Origin of the sequence: Dyella sp. 2HG41-7, from assembly GCF_021390675.1 — a bacterium.
Classification (GTDB): domain Bacteria; phylum Pseudomonadota; class Gammaproteobacteria; order Xanthomonadales; family Rhodanobacteraceae; genus Dyella_B.
This window is the reverse complement of the sequence record NZ_JAJEJV010000004.1, coordinates 2,489,186-2,508,668: the sequence shown is the minus strand read 5'-3', so window position 1 is coordinate 2,508,668 and position 19,483 is coordinate 2,489,186. Positions and strand designations below refer to the sequence as shown.

The 19,483-nt window shown below is 59.6% G+C and carries 11 protein-coding genes; 1 reads left to right on the top strand and 10 read right to left on the bottom strand.

Features of this window, described 5'->3' with window-relative positions; all coding sequences use genetic code 11:
• Nucleotide 1: 1 nt before the first annotated feature.
• From L0U79_RS12600 to L0U79_RS12590, 3 genes are all read right to left on the bottom strand, one after another.
• Nucleotides 2-7,330, bottom strand: a complete 7,329-nt coding sequence (locus L0U79_RS12600) for a polyketide synthase (protein ID WP_233842622.1) — start codon at nt 7,328-7,330, stop codon at nt 2-4.
• 36 nt (nt 7,331-7,366) lie between these two features.
• Nucleotides 7,367-8,284: a cupin-like domain-containing protein gene (locus L0U79_RS12595; protein ID WP_233842621.1), complete on the bottom strand. Its 918-nt coding sequence runs from the start codon at nt 8,282-8,284 to the stop codon at nt 7,367-7,369.
• 229 nt (nt 8,285-8,513) lie between these two features.
• Nucleotides 8,514-9,224, bottom strand: a complete 711-nt coding sequence (locus L0U79_RS12590) for a hypothetical protein (RefSeq protein WP_233842620.1) — start codon at nt 9,222-9,224, stop codon at nt 8,514-8,516.
• 231 nt (nt 9,225-9,455) lie between these two features.
• On the opposite strand from L0U79_RS12590, the gene L0U79_RS12585 reads away from it, so the two are divergent.
• Nucleotides 9,456-10,151 (top strand): J domain-containing protein, encoded by a 696-nt coding sequence (locus L0U79_RS12585; protein ID WP_233842619.1) that lies wholly within the window; start codon nt 9,456-9,458, stop codon nt 10,149-10,151.
• Nucleotides 10,152-10,192: 41 nt separating this feature from the next.
• Here the strand turns inward: L0U79_RS12585 and L0U79_RS12580 are convergent, their stop codons facing one another.
• From L0U79_RS12580 to L0U79_RS12550, 7 genes are all read right to left on the bottom strand, one after another.
• Entirely contained in the window at nt 10,193-11,593 is a 1,401-nt protein-coding gene (locus L0U79_RS12580) for a TIGR03013 family XrtA/PEP-CTERM system glycosyltransferase (RefSeq protein ID WP_233842618.1), read from the bottom strand.
• A gap of 241 nt (nt 11,594-11,834) precedes the next feature.
• Nucleotides 11,835-13,514, bottom strand: a complete 1,680-nt coding sequence (locus tag L0U79_RS12575) for a GMC oxidoreductase (RefSeq protein ID WP_233842617.1) — start codon at nt 13,512-13,514, stop codon at nt 11,835-11,837.
• Nucleotides 13,515-13,568: 54 nt separating this feature from the next.
• On the bottom strand, nt 13,569-14,579 hold the full coding sequence (locus L0U79_RS12570; protein ID WP_233842616.1) for an NAD-dependent epimerase: 1,011 nt from the start codon (nt 14,577-14,579) through the stop codon (nt 13,569-13,571).
• A gap of 21 nt (nt 14,580-14,600) precedes the next feature.
• Nucleotides 14,601-15,878 (bottom strand): Vi polysaccharide biosynthesis UDP-N-acetylglucosamine C-6 dehydrogenase TviB, encoded by a 1,278-nt coding sequence (tviB, locus tag L0U79_RS12565; RefSeq protein WP_233842615.1) that lies wholly within the window; start codon nt 15,876-15,878, stop codon nt 14,601-14,603.
• Nucleotides 15,879-16,235: 357 nt separating this feature from the next.
• Nucleotides 16,236-17,732 (bottom strand): S41 family peptidase, encoded by a 1,497-nt coding sequence (locus tag L0U79_RS12560; protein ID WP_233842614.1) that lies wholly within the window; start codon nt 17,730-17,732, stop codon nt 16,236-16,238.
• A gap of 73 nt (nt 17,733-17,805) precedes the next feature.
• Nucleotides 17,806-18,372 (bottom strand): lipocalin family protein, encoded by a 567-nt coding sequence (locus tag L0U79_RS12555; protein WP_233842613.1) that lies wholly within the window; start codon nt 18,370-18,372, stop codon nt 17,806-17,808.
• A gap of 19 nt (nt 18,373-18,391) precedes the next feature.
• A complete protein-coding gene (locus L0U79_RS12550) occupies nt 18,392-19,483 on the bottom strand; it encodes a cyclopropane-fatty-acyl-phospholipid synthase family protein (protein WP_233842612.1) in 1,092 nt (363 codons plus the stop codon).

Sequence of the window (19,483 nt, the reverse complement as noted above, 5' to 3'; positions counted from 1 at the left end):
CTCAAGCGCTCAATTTCATGTACTTGCCCGGAACATCGGGATTGGGCACGAACCACGTCGGTTTGCCTTCCTCGTCCTTGCCCAGGCGTGCGCCGGCGACAGGCGGGTTGGCGGCATCGAGCGGACGCGCTTCGGTCTTGACGCGACGGGGCAAGAACTCGGCTTCCTGCAATTCGAGTACGGATTCCTTGAAAGCCTTGGCGATCGCCACAAAATCTTCTTCGCCATGCGCAGTGGTAAAGAAGCACGGGAAGTTGTCGAGAATATGAATGCCACGGCTGCGCATCATCGCGAACAACAAATCCTGCAGCGGATGATCTTCGAGGAAATTCGTCTTCCACACGGACGCAAAGTGCGTCACCTTGATCGGTGCGCCTACATCGCCGCAGAAGGTATTCAATTCTTTGGCTAGCGAGGTCGTGCGCGCATTGAGGCGCTCCTGCAGGGCGGCGCCCGACGTCTTGAGATGATCGAGCACCGCGTGCGCGGCGGCGAGCGCAAGCGGATGGCGCACAAACGTGCCGGCGAAATACGTAACGCCGACCGTCGGAATCGACGCGTCGCCGAATTGCCAGCCACCGCCGTCGAGCGCATCCATAAATTTGCGTTTGCCCGCGATCACACCAATCGGGAAACCGCCGCCGACGACCTTGCCGTACGAGGCCAGATCGGCATCGATGCCGAGCACCGCTTGCGCACCACGCGGATGCGAGCGGAAACCGGTGACCACTTCATCGAAGATCAATAACGCGCCCGCATCGGCGGTAATCGCGCGCAGTTCCTGTAGGAACTCGCGCGGCTGGAAATCGGGGCGACGGCTTTGCACGGGTTCGACCAGCACGGCGGCAATCGACGAGGCGCGCTCGCGGATGATGGCGAGCGATTCGGGTGTGCCGTAGTCGAGCACAAGCACATGCTCGGACGTGTTGCGCAAAATTCCCGGCGCAGCCGGCACCGAGCGCAATTTCTTCGTGCCGCGCACGATCACTTCATCGAAAATGCCGTGGTACGAGCCGGTAAAAATCACCAACGTGTCGCGACCGGTAACCGTACGCGCCACGCGAACTGTACCCATCACCGCTTCCGATCCGGTGTTGCATAGCGCGGCACGATCGAATCCGGTGATGTCGCAGATTTGTTTGGCGACGACGCCGGCCAGCGGATGTTGTGGTCCGATTTCGTAACCGGTATCGAGTTGTTTGCGTACAGCGTCGAGCACGAAATCGGGTTGCCAGCCGAACAAATTCATGCCGAAGCCGTTTAGCGCGTCGACGTATTCGTTGCCGTCCAGGTCCCATACCTTTGAGCCCTTGGAGCGTTCGACGACGATTTGATAGATGATTTCTTTCAGCAGCGGACGGAATCCGTTGACGACGCGCGGATCGGCCAGATGTGCCCGATTTTCTTCGGTATAGGCTTTCGATTTCCGCGTGCGCTCGATGTATCGGCGCATGAAAGCGTCGAGGCGAACGCGCTGCCGACCCGTCAGTTCGGTCGAGCCTGAGTGAATGCGTGCAATCGCGCCGAACGCTTTTTTGACGTCGTACGTCGTGTGCGCGAGCGCCGCTTCTTCATCGGGCGGTGTGTCGGTAGCCGGTTGCGCGGCGAGTGGCGGCATCGGCGCAGTCGCGACGGGTGTTGGTGCGGGTGGCGCGGCTACTGCTGGTGCAACGACAGCGGGCGCGGCTGCCGGCGCCGCGTTGCCCGCGCTCGCGAGCAACGCCAACTGCTGCTGCATGATCAGCATTTGCTGCTGGATCACGTCCTGTATCAATCCGCCATTGGCTGGTATGGACATAGCAGATACCTGATTTGTCGTAACGACAGGTGCCGCGGGTGCGGCGACGACGGTCGATTCGGCCGCTGCGACGACGGCTTCGGTTTCGGGCGGCAGTAGCCGGTCGATATGCTGGGCCAGGCTGCCGAACGAGGAATGCGATTCCATCAGTTCGCGGAACGTGATCTTCAGCGCGAAGGTCTTCTGCAGCTGCAGCGCTACTTGCGTCAGCGACAGCGAATCGAGACCGAGTTCGACGAAATGCGTGGCCGGGTCCACACCTTCGAATTCGGTGCCGGCGACGTCTTCGAAGAGCGCGCTGAGTTGAGCGATCAGGCGCGTGGCGCGCGAGGACGTAGAGGTCGGAGCAGGGGCCATGGTGGCCTCCGGAATAAGGTTGATAGGTGTGGCGGCCGCTACGGCAGGTTCGGTGCGCACGGGAAGCGTGACGACGTTCGATACGGTTGCCGTCGGCAATGCGTCGGAGGCCGGTGGTGCGTCGATCCAGTGGCGCTTGCGCTCGAACGGATACGTCGGCAGGCGCACGCGGAATTTGCGTTGACGGCGATCCAATCGATCAACCGCAACATCGACGCCCTGCGACCAACTCTGGCCAACCGCATCGAGCCATGTGGCGCGTTCGTTCGATGGGCTGTCGGCCAGCGAGGCGAGCACCACGCGGCCACGGCTTTGTGTGTGTTGGCGCGCCAACAGACTGAGCGTGGTGCGCGGGCCTACTTCGAGGAACGCGTGTTGCGGTTCGGCAAGCAGCGTTTGCAGCGCCATCGAAAAACGTACGGTGCCGCGCAGATGCCGTGTCCAATAAGCCGGCGATGTCGCTTCGTCGTTGCTAAGCATGTTACCCGTCAACGTAGAGGCGATCGGGATGCGCGGCGCCGACAATGCGATATGTTCTACTTCCTGACGGAACGACGGCAGCGCTGGGTCCATCATCGATGAGTGGAACGCGTGCGACGTGTGCAGCAGCCGGCACGCAACGCCGGCTTGTTCGAGTTCCGTCTGAAACGCCTGAACTAGCGGTGTTTCGCCCGAGACAACGCACGCGTTCGGCGCGTTTTCGGCGGCGAGCGACAAGGTGGCCGGCAGGCGACTCGCCAGTTGCGTCGCGTCCATGCGCACGGACAACATCGATCCGGCCGGCAGCGCCTGCATCAGGCGTCCGCGGCGGGCGATCAGGCGTGCGCCGTCGGCAAGATCCATCACACCGGCGATCACGGCCGCGACGAACTCGCCTACGCTGTGGCCGATCATGGCGACGGGCTTCACGCCGTAGCTCATCCACAAGCGCGCGAGCGAATATTCGATGGCAAAGATGGCTGGCTGCGTCAGCGCGGTTGCACGCAGCGCGTCGGCGTCGTCCGCAAACAATCGTTCGCGCAAGTCGAACCCGAGTTCCTCGCGAAGGATCTCTGTGCATTCGTCAAGCGCTTCGCCGAATGCGGGTTCCGATTCGTATAACGCGCGCCCCATGCCGGCGTATTGAGATCCCTGGCCGGGGAACATAAAGACCACGCCCGGTGCAGGATTGAGGGCGGTTTTTCCAGAGGCTGATACGGCCAGCTCCTGCAGTCGCTTCGCAGCGTCTTCGGTGCTTTCTGCGACGACGTAGACGCGATGCGCAAACACCTTGCGACCCTTGCACAGGGTCCAGGCAACATCGGCCAACTGAGCATCTGGTTGCGTTGAGAGGTGTGCGCCCAGTTGCTCTACCGCATGGCCGAGCGCCGCATCGGTACGCGCGGATAGCAACAACAGCTGCGGGCCTTCGGCGGCATCGGAAGGTTCGCGTTGCGGCGGTTCTTCGAGCACGACATGCGCGTTCGTGCCGCCCACGCCAAACGAACTTACGCCGGCGCGCAGCGGGCCGCCGTCGAAACGCCATGCACGCACCGAGTCGTTGACGAAGAACGGCGAGTTGGCGAGATCGAGCTTCGGGTTGTTGGCGCGGAAATGCAGCGACGGTGGCAGTCGGCGTTCGGCCAAGGACAGCGCCGTCTTGATCACGCCGGTTGCGCCGGCCGCCATCACGAGATGGCCGACATTGCTTTTCACCGAACCGATTGCGCAAACGCCGCGCTCGTTCGTGCTTTGACGAAAGACCTGCGCCAATCCTTCGATTTCGATGGGATCGCCCAGGGGTGTCGCGGTGCCGTGCGTTTCCACGTAGGAAATCGAATTGGCCTGCACGCCAGCGTTTTCCAGCGCCATGGTGATCACGGCGGCTTGCCCCGCGCTGCTGGGCGCGGTGAAGCTCGCCTTGGCGCCGCCATCGTTATTGACGGCGCCGCCACGAATCACGGCGTAGATCGGATCACCGTCGCGCAAGGCATCCGAGAGGCGTTTCAACAGCACGACTGCGGCGCCGTCGCTGAACACCGTGCCGCGCGCATCCGCATCGAAACTGCGGGTGTGCCCATCGGGCGACAGCATCGAGCCTTCTTGCGAGAGATAGCCGCTGCGCGGCGGACACGAAATCGACGAGCCGCCGGCAAGCGCCATATCGCAGTGACCGGCGCGCAACGCATCGAACGCTTGGCAAATCGCGACCAGCGACGTCGAGCATGCGGTATTCATGCTGATTGCCGGGCCGGTCAGATTGAGTTTGTGAGCGATGCGTGTGGCGAGGTAATCCTTTTCGTTGGCCAGCATCACCTGGAACGCACCAAACTTGTCGACCAAGTCGGGGCGCATGCTGATATGGCGCTGGAAATAGGTGGCGTTATGCATGCCGCCGAAGACGCCTACGGGCACTTTTTGCTCATCCGGCGTATAACCGCCGCGCTCTAGGCATTCCCAGCACAGCTCGAGGAAGATCCGTTGCTGCGGGTCCATCAGCTCCGCTTCGCGCGGTGAAATGCCGAAAAAAGCTGCATCGAAATTTTCCACGCCGTCGATCACGCCACGCGCCGCGACGTACGCCGGGTCTTTGCGTTGTTCGGTCGGGATGCTCGGGTCGAGTTGGTCCGCGCCGAAAAAGGTGATCGACTCGCGGCCGGCGCAGAGGTTGTCCCAGAACGTCTCGACATCGTTCGCGCCGGGGAAGCGTCCGGCCATCGCGATGATGGCGACGGGTTCGGCATCGGTCGGTGAGCGGTGATGGGAAAGGCGCGATGCGAGTGCGGCGCGCGCGTCGCCTTGATCGATCATCGCGGCGAGCGCGACGGGCGTCGGCGTGCCAAAGAACGCTGCGATCGTCGGTATTTTCGTTGCCAGCTCGGTATGAATGCGCGTTACCGTGCGCACGGCCAGCAGCGAGTTGCCGCCAAGCTCGAAGAAATGATCGTTGCGACCGACGCGATCCAGACCGAGCAAGTCGGCGAACACTTCGCAGAGGCGTTGTTCGGTTTTCCCCGCCGCCGGAACATAGACGCCGGCCAGCTCTGGACGATCGTTGTCCGGTGCGGGCAGGGCGCGACGGTCGAGTTTTCCGTTTGCCGTTACGGGTAGCGACTCCATCGCGATAAAGATGGCTGGCACCATGAATTCCGGTAAGGCATGCGTCAACTGATCGCGCAAGGCGCGCGCGTTGATCGATGCATCCTCGGCAACGTAATACGCTACCAGCTGCTTTTGCCCTGGCCGATCTTCGCGCGCCAGCACCGCGCATGCGCGCACGCCAGGCAAGCGTTGCAGAGCCGCTTCGATTTCACCGATTTCGATCCGGTAGCCGCGAATCTTGATCTGGCCATCGGCTCTGCCGACGAATTCGATTACACCCGTCGACAACCAGCGTACGAGATCGCCGGTGCGATATAGACGCTCACCAGCGGCGCCGAAGGGATGCGCTACGAATCGCTCGGCCGTCAATTCAACGCGCGCCAAATAACCGCGCGCCAGGCCGCCGCCGCCGATAAACAACTCGCCGATGACGCCGACCGGCACCGGTTCGCGGTAGCCGTTCAACACGTACAGCGTGGTGTCGGCAATCGGTGCGCCAATCGGCACCGACCGATCGTGCGCGTCGAGGTCGCGTGGAATGCGATACGTCGCAGCGAAGGTCGTGCACTCGGTCGGGCCGTAGCCGTTGATAATGGTGATATCGGGCAATGCGGCGTAGGCTTTGTGCACATGCGCGACCGATAAGGCTTCGCCCCCGATCAGAAGCTGCTTGAGACCGCGTAAGTTCTGCGCGTCTTCGTCGACGATGGCGTTGAACAGCGCCGCCGTCAGCCAGGCGATGCGGGCGCCGCGGCTCTCGATGGTGTTTTTCAGCCCGGCACCGGTAGGAATTTTTTCGTCGTGCACGATGCACGCGCCGCCGTTGAGCAAGGCTCCCCAAATTTCCAGCGTGGACGCATCGAAACCGAGCGGGGCGGCATGCAGTACGCAGGGCTCACCGCTCAGGTCCACATACGTGACATCGCGCACCAAGCGAATGATGGATCGATGCGTGATCTCAACGCCTTTGGGCGTGCCGGTCGAGCCGGACGTGTACATCACATAGGCGAGCGCGCTACCGTCGACGGTAGGAAGGCCGGTCGTCGTCGCATCGCCTTGCAATTGCTCAAGCTGCACAACGGGTAATTCGACACCGGGAATCGCCGGTGATTGCGCGCCGGCAATGATCAGTGCGGCACGCGCGTCGTTGATCACAAAGGCGAGACGCTCCGCCGGATAACTCGGATCGAGCGGCAGATAGGCGGCGCCGGCTTTGAGGATGCCAAGTACGGCGATCAGCGCTTCCGGTGAGCGTTCGAGCAATAGGGCGACCGGTGCGCCGACATTGACGCCGGCGGCGATCAAGCCTGCCGCCACGCGATTGGCGCGCGCATCGAGTTCGGCGTAGGACAGATGGAGCGTAGGCGATTCGATCGCCAACGAATGCGGATGCTGAAGAGCTTGCGCTGCAAAAAGGTCGTGGACCGAATCGGCCTCGCGGCGCGTTACGGCAGTGGCATTCCATTCGACCAACATGCGATGGCGTTCGTCGGGATCGCACACGTCGAAGGACGACAAGTCGCTATCGCTTGGCGCGCATAACCAGGCCAAGGCGCGCATCACGCCGGCATGGAGCAAGTCGATCGCAGCGGCATTGAGTGGCGCGCGGAAGGTTACTTCGATGCGCGCAGCGGTAGCTTGTATGTTCCAGGAGCTGCTGGCCGATGTGTCGCCCTCATGCTCGACATCGCGCGAATAAATGTCATTGCCAATGGCCCAGGCGGTGCGGCATGCGATGGGCGCTGCATGGTCTAGCGAGATGCAGAACACTTGCAGCCATGCGTCGCGGCTTCCATCACGCGATAGATCGATCGACAGCTGCTTCGATCCGTTCGCATCGACACAACTGACTACGACATTCTGCGCACCGGTGAGTCGCGATTCGGTGAGCGCCAACGCTGCGCAAAAGAGGGTGGATTCGTTACTTCCGCATCGCTGCGAGGTGTCGCGCAATGCTGCAATCATCGATCCTTCGAGCGCGTACTCACGGCGCGTCCAGCCGTTTGCGCTGATGTCGGTTTGGGATGGCAGTACGTCGAAAAGCGTGCTGCCTTCAGCCATTCCGTCCTGGGGCTTGGCGACACTGGCATTCATAATGCTTTCGCGATCTCCGTGCGTGTGGTGACAGCTTTAATCGGCCACCGCATAGGCGCTTGGATGCGCCAGCGATGGACAGGCGGGAGGTCGGCTGCCGACACCATGCGCCGCGACCATGACGGACGCGGTGGCATAGGTCAGCGTGTCGACGAGTTGATGCTTGCCCACCGGCGTCGGCCGGATGCCTTTGCGATAAAGCAGGTCGTTGACGACATGACGCATGGCATTCCGTCGCGTCGCCGCCGTGCTGTACGTGAAGCTGATGGTGATGGAAGGCTCGTCGCCCGTTTCGACCATATGCGGGCTGGTGATGGGCATATAGACGCCCATACCAGGGCCAACGGTGAATACGTGCGCGCGTTCGCGGAAGGCTTCGTTCCACTTCACCAGGCTGAGATCGTGACGGGCATGGAACACATCGCGCGCGTGCTCGCTGCATACCTCGATGTCTTCGGCGTCCCAGACGTACACTTTTTTGGTGCCGCGAATCTGCAGCAAGATGCCGTGATTACGGTCGATATGAAACGGCGTGGTGGTGTGCGGCGACGCCACGAAAATCCATCCCGCGCGGTAATGCATGCCGGGATCCTTGCGCTCGATCAACGGTTGGATCGGGCTCATCGCCATATCCACCAAGCTGCGGTAGGTGGGGTCGTCTTGCACATGACGCAGCAGCATCCACGCCTTGGCGTCGTTGATACCTTGCACCGTATCGGCCGCGGATTTGCGATTGGGATACAGACGACCGACGTCGTCGAAGTTCGCATCGGCGCCGGCTTCGTTGTTGAACGTAAATAGCCGCGTGCTGCCCTGGAAGCGCTTGCCCAGCGCTACAAGTTGATCGGGCTGCAACAACGGATGATCGGACAAACGGTGGCGCACGCCTTGGATGCGCGATGGATCGAAAGTGTCCCAGTCAAGGTCGATAAGTGTCGTCGCACGATTGTTCATGGTTCGAGCCCTCTCGTCGTACCAATGCGTTTGCGCAAGACATAAATGTTGATTGCGCCGACACTTTGAGTACGCCGTCCGTCACGTCGTCGTTACTGGTCGCAACGGTCGATTGATACGCATGCTGACGTGGATACGTCAGTCCTCAACGGATTCCCCGCTGTGATTCCCCTTGCCGTTCAACTTGCCGGTGCGCCGAGCATCGCAAGGCGCATCGCCCCAACACGATCTATTTCGACTGGAACGCCAACAACCACAAAATGGCGCCTTGCGCAGGAACGCCGCGCCAATTGACGTGATAAGTGCCTGCGGCGGCGACTTGCTTGAACGCCACCGCGCATTGCACGCCACTGTTATCGGGAAGCTTCAGGAAGCTATCGATAACCGAGAATCCGTTATCCGGTACGGCCGACATGCGTTTGACGCCGCCATCGCCCCACCACACGGCGATCAGTGTCGCCGGGCCGGTCGTTGTGACGTTGCCGCTGGTCATCACCAGCCCGGTCGGTGCGTAGTTCTGGCTGACGTCCTTGAGAACGCCCGCGTTTTTGATTTCGATAAACGGCACGGAGATTTCGCCTTCCGCGTTGCCGTTTTTAACGAAGCTCACGGTATGGTCGGCGCCGCCTTTGGCGTCGAGCGCCACATAGGCTTTGACGTTGAATCGGTCGCCGTAGCCGTTGCCGAACGGGACATCGTTGCCCAGTTGTTTCCAGCGGTTGCCGTAGCTATCGCCGGGACCGGACGCGTTGCTCAAGTAGCCGCCGTTGAAAACGATCAACGAACTGCCACGAGCCTGTGTTGTGATGGGATCGGTGACGACCGGGCTGGTTCCGAGACCTTCGGACTGGGTCTGCAGGGTATGGGCGCCCAGCGAGGAGGCCGGAACGGGGCCGCCTGGCGCTTCCTGGGCCAACACGGCGCCGGCGGCTGCGGCCAAAAGCACGGCAGCCGGGACACAGCGGCAACAAGCAGCTAAGTACTCGCGACGGCCCTGCATGGGAAATCCCCCCATCCATGTATGCCAGATTTTGAGAACTGGGTCACACCAAGTCAAGTGAAAAATGTGCTTGCGAAAGCCCTAAACCTGCGCGAGGCTAGTGACGTTCCACCGTGACCGCTACAGCGGTCAGGCGTACAGAATCGCCACCATGCAACAGGGGAAAACGGTATGGGTAACGAGGTCGATTTTCTCGACTTGTACCGACAGTTGAGGGTGGGTCCTGATTGCGATTTGAACGAATTCAAGCAGGCCTACCGCCGCTGCGTGTCCAGACTTCATCCCGACCGCAAACCGCCGGGCTATATCGGCTATTCCAGCCCGCGCGGCGCGCAGCGGCTGCAGCAGCTCAATGTCCAGTACGAGGCAGCGATGGCGTTCCAGCGGCTTCATGGGCGCCTGCCTGGCGCGTTGCCGGCCACGTCCACCGCGACGGTCGCGCCGCCGAGGGCCACGCCTTCGCCGCATCCGCCCGTTCGGGAAACCATCAGCGCGGCACGGCGCACTTCCAGCGCGCCACGGCGTACAAACGTCAAATGGTTGATTCCGATTGCGGTAGTCGCGATCGCATTTCTGTTTTGGGGTGCGTCCGCCGTGGCGCCTTCATCGGATGGCGCCAACGACAACCCGACGCACGACGGCGACACGAGCTCCGTCGAGGCGCCGGCGACGCCGACGCTTGCGTTGGGGATGTCGACCGAAAACGTGCGCGCCATCGAGGGCAATCCTGTTGTGATTCGTGATGATGTTTGGGAGTACGGACCATCGTGGGTACGGTTCGACCACGGTTCGGTCGTCGATTGGTACAGCTCGCCGCTGCATTCGTTGAAGGCGGCTCAAACACGGCCATCCGGCGCGCGCAACTGATCGATTTATCCCCTTGCACCAAATAGTCGCGAACGCGTACTTCAACGCGCTCCGCGACTGAACAAAACGACCTCCACGGTTTCGATGAGAATCAGCATGTCGAACAGCAAGTTGTGGTTTTTGACGTAAAAAAGGTCGTATTTGAGCTTTTCGGCGGCATCTTCTTCCGATGCGCCGTACGGATAACTCAATTGCGCCCATCCGGCGAGGCCGGGCTTCAAGCAATGACGCAAGCTATAGAACGGAATTTTCGTCGCCAAATCGGCCACGAATTGCGGGCGTTCCGGACGCGGACCGACAATGCTCATGTCGCTCTTGAGCACATTCCATAGCTGCGGCAGTTCGTCGAAGCGCAATTTGCGACAAATACGGCCGACGCGCGTAACGCGGTCGTCGTGCTTGCTAGCCCAACGTGCGATACCGTCGCGTTCGGCATCGGTGCGCATGCTGCGGAATTTGAGCAACCAAAACGTGTTGCCGTTTTCGCCGACGCGCTCTTGCCGATACAGAATCGGTTGATTGGGGCCGGATTCGAGCCGAATCGCCAGGGCGACAGCCAGCATCAACGGCCAGCACAGCAGCAACAGCACCGCTGCTGCCGCGATGTCGAAGCAACGCTTGGTCAGGCGATGAATCGGCGTAGCCTGAAAACCGCCGGAAAATACCAGCCAGGATGGCTCCAGCCACGACAACTGCACGCGACCGGATTCGCGTTCGAAAAAGGTCGTAAGGTCGGTAATCAGGACGCCGGCCTGCCGGCATTGCAGCAAGCCGTCCATCGGCAACCGGCCGCGGCGATCATCGACGCCGACGACGATTTCGTCGATTTGCTCGCGCTTGACCAGGGCGGGCAGCGGAACGTCGAACCGGATCAATTTATCTTCGGGAATGACGATGTCGTCGCCAGGGCAGGGCACGTATCCCACGACCGTAAAGCCGCGGCGATCCGCGCGGCGGCGCATACGGTTATGGATCTGCGCGGCGCGTTGACCGGTGCCGAGAATCAAGAGACGCGGCTTGAGCGACTCGATGTCGACCACACGCATAAAAAGCAGGCGAAACATCATCACGGCCAGAAAACTCAATGCCAGCGCCATGCTCAGCACGCCGCGGCCTACATACGCTTGCGGCACAACGTAGTAGCCGACGGCCAGTAACAAGCCGCCGATGACAAAGCCGACGGCCTGGCGCGCTACCGCGCCTTGCCAGGTCGTGCGCAAATGGGTGCGGTATTCGCCGAGTGCAGCCATGCCTAGCATGATGACCAACGCGAAGATAAGAGCGCGCAGCATCAAGTGATGCGAAACATCGATCAATTCATCGGCATTGCGCAAATAGCGAAGGTGCATCGCTATGTAAAGCGAAGACGAAAGGAGCAGCAATTCGGTCAAGCCGAATAGCAATAACCAGCGCACCGTCTGGCGTCGCAAAAAGCGAAGCATATGGATTCCCCCACCGCTATGCCCCGAAAGGGAATCTAAAATTACGCTCTTTTTTTATCGGTGTCGATGCCGACCAGATCACTTTTTTGAGGGAAGAATCGAATGCATCCAAGGTGTTACACGGCTGATACATTTGCCTCGTGACAAGCCTGATACAACGATGCGACGTCACCTAAAGACCGTACGGGCGAGCATCGTTTTCGAAATTCGAACGAGGGAAATCGACCCGGCGACCGTTGAACTAAACCGCCTCGGAGAACGCGGCAGTACGCACCATGCCGCGCAGTTGATCGGCAAGGCGTAAGGCGAGGGCGACGACGGTAAAGGTTGGAAACGCCCAGCCGCCGGTTGGAAAAACCGAGCTTCCGGCGACGTGCAGATTGTCGACGCCATGCACCTGGCAGCGTGGGTCGACGACGCCGCGTCGCGGGTCGTCCGACATGCGCGTCGTGCCCAGATGGTGCGCGGTGGTGTGGACTTCGGCGGTGGCTTCGTCGCCTTCGTTCAGCCATCTAGCCGGCTGATAGGTGCCGCCGCATGCCTGGGCAAGCTCGGTGCCGAACAGCGCCGCTGCGGTTCGGTAGGTATGACGGTCCAGCTCGGTAAGCCGCCAGTCGACGCAGACCTTGGGCAAACCCAGGATGTCGCGCTCGTTGGCGAGTGTGATGCGGCTATCCGGGTTGGGCGCCTGCTCGAAATAGCCGACCAATTCGACCCGGTTGCTGCGCACGGTAGGTTTATGCCGCAGCTTTTGCAGCATCGCTTTGACGATATCCCCGGAACCAAGGCCGACGCGCAACGCCAGCATGGCGAGGTTGGTGCTACGCACGCGCATATCGTCATCGTTGGAGGGCGAGTTTTTCAGGGCGGCGCAAAGACGTGCTTCCAGCAGCGTATTTTCGTCTTGCATGGACGGCCGCAACGCGGCGCGGAAATCGCGCAAGGATCGAATGCCTTGTGGCACAGCGCCTTCGACAGCAAATGGATGAACACGTCCATTCAAGATACGGCGCGCACCCTGAAACGCATGCGATAAGCCGATTTCCGGAAACGCCGGCGCGTGTCCTTTGCCAAGATTTCGATCGTAAGGTCGGGTAACGCGCTCCGGCGTATCGGTAATCACCGCACCGATGCTGCCGCAGGGGTGATCCATGAAATAGCGGCCGACGAGATCGTGCTCATTACCTAGGCCATTGGGTGACACGGATTTGGACAGCAGCAGCATGCGCGCATTTTCAATGCCGCCGCAGGCCAGTACGTAATGTTGCGCGCGCACCACGCCTTTGCGTCCTTGGACGGAACCGATATGCGCGTGGCGGACCGACGCGCCGCTCGCCGATGCATGAAGTTCGAGCAGGTTGGCGTGCAACACGACCGTGATGTTCGGTGCTCGTTCCAATTCGGTGCGATACGCCTTGCCGAAAAGTATCGGGCTGCGCGCAAAAACCTGGTTGATCAACTTGTCGGCGTCGAATGCGATGGGCTTATGAGTGACCGGCGCCAAAAACGATCCGTCGTCGAATTCGTGCGCCTCGATCTGGCAATACTCGCGCGCTCGCTCGTAATAAGGTTTCAAATCGTCGTAGGCGATCGGCCAGCCGCTGTGCGGCACCCAATCGCGCTCGGTTAGATCGCGACTGCCGAAAGGAATGCAGCCGCCGCCCCACAAATTGCAGCTGCCGCCAAAGACGCGCATGCGCGATGTGCCGGCATCAAAAGGTACGGTGCCGATGGACATGCCTTCGTACAGCGCTTGGCTCTGCTCTTCGCCGGTGGCGCCGCCGCCTTCGATCAGGCACACGGTGATCGAGGTGCCGATAAAGTGTCGTGCGATCGCAATACCCGCGGCGCCCGCGCCAATAATGCACAAATCGGCGTCAATGTCGGAAACGGCCGAACTATCGAGATAGTCGATGATCACTTCGCCCCCAGGTGCGCATCGTTAATGCGTGCATGCCACTGCGAGCGACACGAACTACTCGCCGTAGTACTCCCTATACCAGCTTACGAAGTTGGCGATGCCTGTGGCTACTGAAATTTTTGGCGCGTAACCAACAGACTGTATCAGTTCTGTTACATCTGCTTCGGTATCGGGTACGTCGCCTGCTTGCAACGGAAGCATTTCCATCTTCGCCTTGCGGCCCAGGCATTCTTCCAGCACCTCGATATAACGAAGCAATTCCACCGGTTGTTCGTTACCGATGTTGTACAGGCGGTAGGGTGCGACACCGCTGCTCGCCGGATCCGGTTCGTTGCTGTTCCATGCGGCATCTTTGCCGGGAACCTTGTCCAGTGTGCGAACGACGCCTTCGACAATATCGTCGATGTAAGTAAAGCTGCGCTTGTGCTTGCCGTGATTGAAAACGCGAATAGGCTCGCCGGCAAGAATCGCTTTGGTGAAGAGAAATAGCGCCATGTCGGGGCGACCCCACGGTCCGTAAACCGTAAAGAACCGCAGGCCAGTGCTTGGAATGCCATACAAATGCGCGTAGCTGTGCGCCATTTGCTCGTTGGCTTTCTTGGTGGCGGCGTAAAGCGTCAGCGGATGTTCGGCGGATTGATGCTCGGAGAAGGGCATGTCGGTGTTGGCGCCGTACACGGAGCTGGTCGAGGCGAACACCAGGTGTTCGACTTGGTGGTGACGGCACCCTTCGAGAATGTGCAAAAAACCGATGACGTTGCTGGTGGCGTAAACATGCGGATTTTCCGCGGCGTAACGCACGCCTGCCTGTGCTGCGAGATTGATGACGCGTTGCGGCTTGTGCAACGCGAACGCTTTTTCCACGGCATCGCGATCGGCAAGATCGCCTTGTATATGCGTGTAGCGCGGATGTTCGACAAGCCGCGCCAGGCGCGCTTTCTTCAAGCGAACATCGTAATAGTCGTTGAGGTTGTCGAAACCAATGACTTCGTCGCCGCGTTCAAGCAACTTGAGCGCGACGTGCGAACCGATAAAGCCGGCCGTGCCGGTAACGAGCACTTTCATGGCATGGCATCCCTAATTTGCTTAAAGGCGTCCGTCGACCGCTTCGCGCGGGAGTACGTATTTCACGTCGTAAATGACCGACGACGGCTTGCCAAAGGCGCGAATGCCTTCCGCGCCCAATGCGACAAATTCCCGATGTCCGACGGCGATGATCACCGCATCGTAGTCGCCATCTTTCGGCTTGCTCACGGGCGTAATCGCGTATTCGTGTTCGGCCTCGGCGACGCTGACCCAGGGATCGTGAACATCGACCTGCGCGTTGTAACCGCAAAGCGCTTTCAGAATGTCCACCACGCGCGTGTTACGCAAATCGGGGCAGTTTTCCTTGAACGCCAAGCCCAGCACCAGAATGCGTGCATTCACCGGGTTGATGCCTTTGCGCACCATCAAGCGGATTACCTCGCTGGCGACATAAGGCCCCATGCTGTCGTTGGTGCGTCGTCCGGCGAGAATGACATCGGGGTGATGCCCAACTTCTTGCGCTTTGTGGGTGAGATAGTAAGGATCGACGCTGATGCAATGGCCGCCGACAAGGCCGGGGCGAAAGGGCAGAAAGTTCCACTTTGTGCCAGCCGCTTGCAAAACTTCCAGCGTATCGATGCCCAGCTTGTTGAACAGGATCGCCAGATCGTTGACTAACGCGATATTGAGATCGCGCTGTGTGTTTTCGATCACCTTGGCCGCTTCGGCGACTTTCAGCGAGGTCACTTTGTGCGTGCCGGCGGTGATGACAGAGCTATACAAGCTATCGACAAAATCCGCCGTCTCCGGCGTCGAGCCGGACGTGACTTTAAGAATGCTGGTGACACGATGCTGTTTATCGCCCGGATTGATGCGCTCGGGACTGTAACCGGCAAAGAAATCGCGGTTGTAAACCAGGCCCGATACTTTTTCGAGTATCGGTATGCAGATTTCTTCGGTACAACCCGGATACACCGTCGATTCGTAAACCACCACATCGCCCGGCGACAACACCTTGCCCAAGGCTTCGCTCGCCTTGATCAACGGCGTGAGGTCGGGGCGCTTGGCGCTGTCGATGGGTGTTGGCACCGTCACGATGTACGTGTTGCGATCAGCCAGATCAGCCAATTCGGCGCTGAACCGCAATCGGGCGGCTTCCGCCAGTTCGGCGGCGCTGACTTCCAGCGTGCTGTCCTGGCCGACACGCAGCTCGTCGATGCGTCCTTTCTTGATGTCAAAGCCGATGGTGTCGTAGTGCTTGCCAAATTCCACGGCCAATGGAAGGCCTACATAGCCCAGTCCAATGATGGCGAGTTTGGTGTTCTCCAGCTTCCGCATACGAATCCCTTGATCCTTGCCAATTCCAATAGGACATGGAGCGACTTGCGTCGACCCGCGCAGTTGACACTAGCAGCGAATCGCCCGCAACTGTTTCAGATTGATACATCACCACGGCCTCGCGCTAGACATCATGGCGCGTGCGAACCGCGATCCTTATGCGCCATAAAATTAGAGCGGGAACGAGCGTGGTCACCGCGTGCCGGTGGAGAGAGTAAATGGGCTGGGCGCTTTATGACGCAGCAATTTTAGGCTTCGGGTGACGCGTCTTTACCATTCAGATAAAAATCAATGGGTTAAATTTGCCTTTTGGCGTGTGAAGCGGCCGTTGGACGCATTGGCATGCGTGCCGCTTCCTTAACGTGCAATGCGTTGGGCGTCGTCCAATACAGCGTCACGCGATTGTGCGATGTCGTCAGCGGTGACTGGAACACGAACATCAGGAGTTATTCCCGCATCGTTTTGCGGGGTCGTCGGAAACGTCCCTATGAGGGGCAAATCCACTTCAAGCCCCGAGCCAGGCAAGCGCAAGAAAAAGAACGCCCCGCCGTTGATGCCTCTCAGGTTGCCACCAGTTTCGCTACCCACCAAGGCGCCCAAGTGCAGCGTCCGGACTTCCTGCGCAAATTGAAAGGTAGCGGAGCTGTTGGTAGGGCCGATCAACACGATCAACCGGCCTTTAAAGACCGGCGCCTCGCTCTTTACCACATGCCCGCGCGCATCGTCGTCATAGCGCGTCAATCGGTAGTAGCGATCATCGTAAGGTACGGCGTTTGCGCCCCAATCGTCGAATGACTTGTCCCACGTGTCGAGATAGGGAAGCAAATCGTCCGGCACTCTCCGGTATCTGACCAATCGAAGATAGCCCGGTAGCACGAGATCGCGGTCGATGAGGTGGCTGAGAATGGCGTCGCCTACATCATCGCCACCTTCATTCGCGCGCAAATCGATAATCAGCGACTCACTATGTTTGTCGCTTATTGTCTCGAACGCCTTTCGAATATAGGCATGCCAATCCACCTTTCGGTTGTACATCACCCAAGTAGGCATGTTGAGCAGCGCGACGTTTTTGTTCGGAAAGCTTAGCGTCCAAGGCAATGTTTCTTTGCCCCCATCTTCAGGGCGCTCAGATAGACGCTCCTGATAACTGACGGCGCGGACGGTGCGCGACCATTGCGAGCCGTCCGGCGAGCGTAGTCGTAAGCGCTGCTCTGTCCTGATCTTGGGGTAGAACAGCGGCAAGAAGATATCGAATGCTTCGTAGGTATCCTGGCCTTGAACCTCGAGATAGGCGACGCGCTTTGCGTCATTGGAGCCATCGGCGCGTGCGATCGTCATGAGCCGCCGCAAGATATCGGAAGTCGGAATGTCGTCGATCGACAGAATCTCCGTGCCTGGTACGATGCGTGTGTCGTCGGAGAAGTTGCGAGTCACAATCATTTTTCCGTCGATCCAGCGAAAGTAGAACGGAACACGATTGGCATTCTTAAACAGGCTGTTTTGGACCGACTGTGTTTGATTGTAGAAATTGGCGTAGGTATGCCCGCACTTTACGGTGGCGGTGAATTGCGAGAGCGCGAGGAATGCCGAAGCGCGCGTCTGATCGTGCGCAAAGGTCCGGCGCAAGTCGTTCAGCGCATCGTCGATTTGCGAAGGCGTGTTGTAACGGTACAGCCCTGGATGAAGATCGCCATAGGCTTTCGCCAATATCGTCACGTCGTTTTGTAACGCTACCGCAGGGATGATGTCGTGTATCGACGAAGGCGCTGATCGATCCGGCTTGGTCGCGATGCACGACGTAAGCACAGCAAGTCCCGCAACAGACAGGCATCGCACGATGCTGGCGACGGTCATATGCCGCTCCCGTTGAATGGAACCAAGTCGACCTGTGTCAGTAAAAAAGTCGGCGTCATGGATGCCGACTCGGTTAATGGTTACATGCAATCCCGCATCCGGACGCTACCGGCCATACTTGTGGCACCTTTCGAATCTCCGAGACGTCGTATCCCAGCGATTTAACGCGAGCGAGCAAGGCGGAGTAATCCGAAGGAGAGACTGTCGGCGTGCGCGCCATCACCCATGTGTAATCGCGTGCATCGCGCGCCACGATGGTTTCGGTGTAGTCGGGGCTCAGGTAGGCCACGATGTATTGCGCCTTGAGCGGCCAAAATACTTGCACGCCCCAAACGGCGTTGCCACTGTTTGGCTGTACGAAGCCCGTGGAATGAATACGCTTCAGGGGCCCATTTTGCGATTCGTTGTTGAAACGGAATGCCGTGTAGACGGTGCCGTCCGGCTTCAGCGTATACGTTTCCACTGCGTTCCACGCATTTCGTTCGTAGCGCGTAGGAATGGTGGCGATCACATACCAATTGCCCATAAACCTCGGCAAGTCCACATGATCCACGGGTTTTATCGGGGGGAGGCTGCCGGCCGATGCGGTAGCCGATGCAAGCCCGAGCGATGCAAAAGCGATTAGATGTTTGATCTTCATCGTACGTCGTCCTCGCAAATCAGCTCGCCTCGGGGCGATTGACGAATCGATAGTGCGCAACCAGCCACTCCCGACCTTGGTCGTAGCCGAATAATTCCGCGCAAGCCATCCAGAACATGCGCCACCGCTGGCACCACAGTTGCGCCGCGGCGCCGTAAACGCTTTGCAATTCGCGCATGACCTCGGCATGGTTCGCGTCTTGCTTTTGAAGCCAGTGATTAGCGGTGCGCTGATAATGTGTGCCATCGACGAGCCAGCGTTGCTCGATGGACAAGTGGTCCTGAAACCACAGCAAGGTGTCGGCGGACGGCATCAGACCCCCGGTAAAGAAGTGACGCCCCATCCAGTTGCTTTCACCGGTGGTCTCGAAGGGGTACATCAATGTTCGGTGCGCAAAGATATGCACGAACAGTTTCCCATCGGTCTTCAACCACTGCGAAATACGGGAAAGCAGCGTCGAGTAATTGCGCATGTGCTCGAACATCTCGACTGAAACGCAACGGTCGTATTGGGCGGAAGGGAGGGAGAGCGTGTTGACGTCGTGTGTCAGCACTTTCACGTTTTCGTATCCGCGCTCCACGCATTGCTGTTCGATATGGCGGCGTTGGCTGTGTGAATTGGACACAGCTGTAATGTGCGCGTTTGGGTACTTTTCGGCCATCCATAGCGTTAACGATCCCCATCCGCAGCCGAGTTCCAGGATATGTTGACCGTCATGCAATTGCGCGCGTTCTCCGTAGAGCGTCAACATGGCCAGCTCGGCCTCGTCCAGTGATTCGTCGCCGCGAGAGTAGTAGCAGCCGGAGTACTTCAGACGCGCGCCAAGGCATTGCTTAAAGAATGCTGGCGGCAGCTCATAGTGTTGCGCATTGGCCGCATCGGTATGGATCGCGACCGGACTCTCTTTCAATGCGCTGATAAGGCGGGCGTAGCGCCAAGACTGCGTGCCAGCGCCGCCGGCGTTTTCTTCGTCCAGACGCTTCTTGCACAACTGTCGAATGCCGATGCGCAGCAGCCGATCAGGAATCATGCGGCGTTCGGCCAAGCCAAGAAAACCGCGAGCGGGTCGATCGACGGCCAGCTCAATGTCAGGGATAACCACCGTGCTCAT

What these genes read in the sequence shown, in the direction of transcription:
- L0U79_RS12600 (WP_233842622.1), bottom strand. Translation starts at nt 7,330, where the DNA reads ATGAATGCCAGTGTCGCCAAGCCCCAGGACGGAATGGCTGAAGGCAGC.
- L0U79_RS12595 (WP_233842621.1), bottom strand. Translation starts at nt 8,284, where the DNA reads ATGAACAATCGTGCGACGACACTTATCGACCTTGACTGGGACACTTTC.
- L0U79_RS12585 (WP_233842619.1), top strand. Translation starts at nt 9,456, where the DNA reads ATGGGTAACGAGGTCGATTTTCTCGACTTGTACCGACAGTTGAGGGTG.
- L0U79_RS12580 (WP_233842618.1), bottom strand. Translation starts at nt 11,593, where the DNA reads ATGCTTCGCTTTTTGCGACGCCAGACGGTGCGCTGGTTATTGCTATTC.
- L0U79_RS12570 (WP_233842616.1), bottom strand. Translation starts at nt 14,579, where the DNA reads ATGAAAGTGCTCGTTACCGGCACGGCCGGCTTTATCGGTTCGCACGTC.
- tviB (WP_233842615.1), bottom strand. Translation starts at nt 15,878, where the DNA reads ATGCGGAAGCTGGAGAACACCAAACTCGCCATCATTGGACTGGGCTAT.
- L0U79_RS12560 (WP_233842614.1), bottom strand. Translation starts at nt 17,732, where the DNA reads ATGACCGTCGCCAGCATCGTGCGATGCCTGTCTGTTGCGGGACTTGCT.
- L0U79_RS12555 (WP_233842613.1), bottom strand. Translation starts at nt 18,372, where the DNA reads ATGAAGATCAAACATCTAATCGCTTTTGCATCGCTCGGGCTTGCATCG.
- L0U79_RS12550 (WP_233842612.1), bottom strand. Translation starts at nt 19,483, where the DNA reads ATGAGCACGGTGGTTATCCCTGACATTGAGCTGGCCGTCGATCGACCC.